This window comes from Bacteroides sp. D22 (genome assembly GCF_000163675.1).
Classification (GTDB): Bacteria; Bacteroidota; Bacteroidia; order Bacteroidales; family Bacteroidaceae; genus Bacteroides; species Bacteroides xylanisolvens.
Genome location: NZ_GG774871.1, coordinates 1 through 858, shown reverse-complemented (window position 1 = coordinate 858; position 858 = coordinate 1). Strand labels below are relative to the sequence as shown.

Annotated in this window: 2 protein-coding genes; both read left to right on the top strand. The window is 43.0% G+C overall.

Going from position 1 to position 858, the window contains the following annotated elements:
* Positions 1 to 109: 109 nt before the first annotated feature.
* Positions 110 to 484, top strand: a complete 375-nt coding sequence (locus HMPREF0106_RS26650) for a hypothetical protein (protein WP_074704608.1) — start codon at positions 110 to 112, stop codon at positions 482 to 484.
* On the top strand, positions 478 to 810 hold the full coding sequence (gene tnpB, locus HMPREF0106_RS00065; protein WP_004316244.1) for an IS66 family insertion sequence element accessory protein TnpB: 333 nt from the start codon (positions 478 to 480) through the stop codon (positions 808 to 810). Before HMPREF0106_RS26650 ends, tnpB begins: the two co-directional genes overlap by 7 nt.
* Positions 811 to 858 lie beyond the last annotated feature (48 nt).

Below are 858 nucleotides of genomic sequence, written 5' to 3'. Positions count from 1 at the left end.
CCACGAAAAGCGTGTAATGCGCTAATTGATAAGTAAGCACTCATTGTATGGCTCTTGTTTATCCTATCAGTCAGTTTTACCTTTGCACAGAACTTAAAATTTTATTCTTATGGACTCTACTGATTGTTTTTTAGAGATTCTTTCTGCTTATCAGTCATCCGACAGTGGTTGCCAAGTCTCTCTTTTGGAGTATTGCCATCGTTTTGGCGTTGATTATTATAAATTCCTTGGCTGGTATCGTCATTACAAGTGTCAATTAACTAACCCCACTCCCCCTTCTGGTGTGCAGCTGACCCCTATTCATGTGAACGGTTCCCCCTCCGGTCATTCACGTTGTACATCATCTCCCAAATCTGTCAAATCGGACAACTTTGAGATTGTTTCGTTTCGTCTAAAACTGGGCAATGGAGTTGAGATCCGAAAATGTAACACTAATCTTGAGAGCATAACAGCTCTGCTTCAAAACCTGGGAACATTATGTTAGGGCTGAATCCCAGCATGCGCTTCTACCTGTGCGAAGGTCCGGTAGATATGCGAAAAGGTATTTTCACCCTTGCCGAACTGGTACGCAAGATAATGGGTAAAGAGCCCTCCACAGGGGACATTTTCATCTTTTTGAGTAAGGACCGGCGGAACATCAAAATCCTTCATCATGATACAGGGGGATACGTGCTTTATTGGAAGAAGCTGGACAAAGACCGTTTCCTCCTGCCTGTTTTCTGCAAGGCCAGTCATCGTTATGAAATCGGTTGGGAGAAACTCGTGGTTCTGCTCCAGGGTACTGTCCGCAAAGAATTACTCGTAGGGTAGTACGAGGTTACAGAAGAATCGATTATACAAGGTTATATATTTGATTAT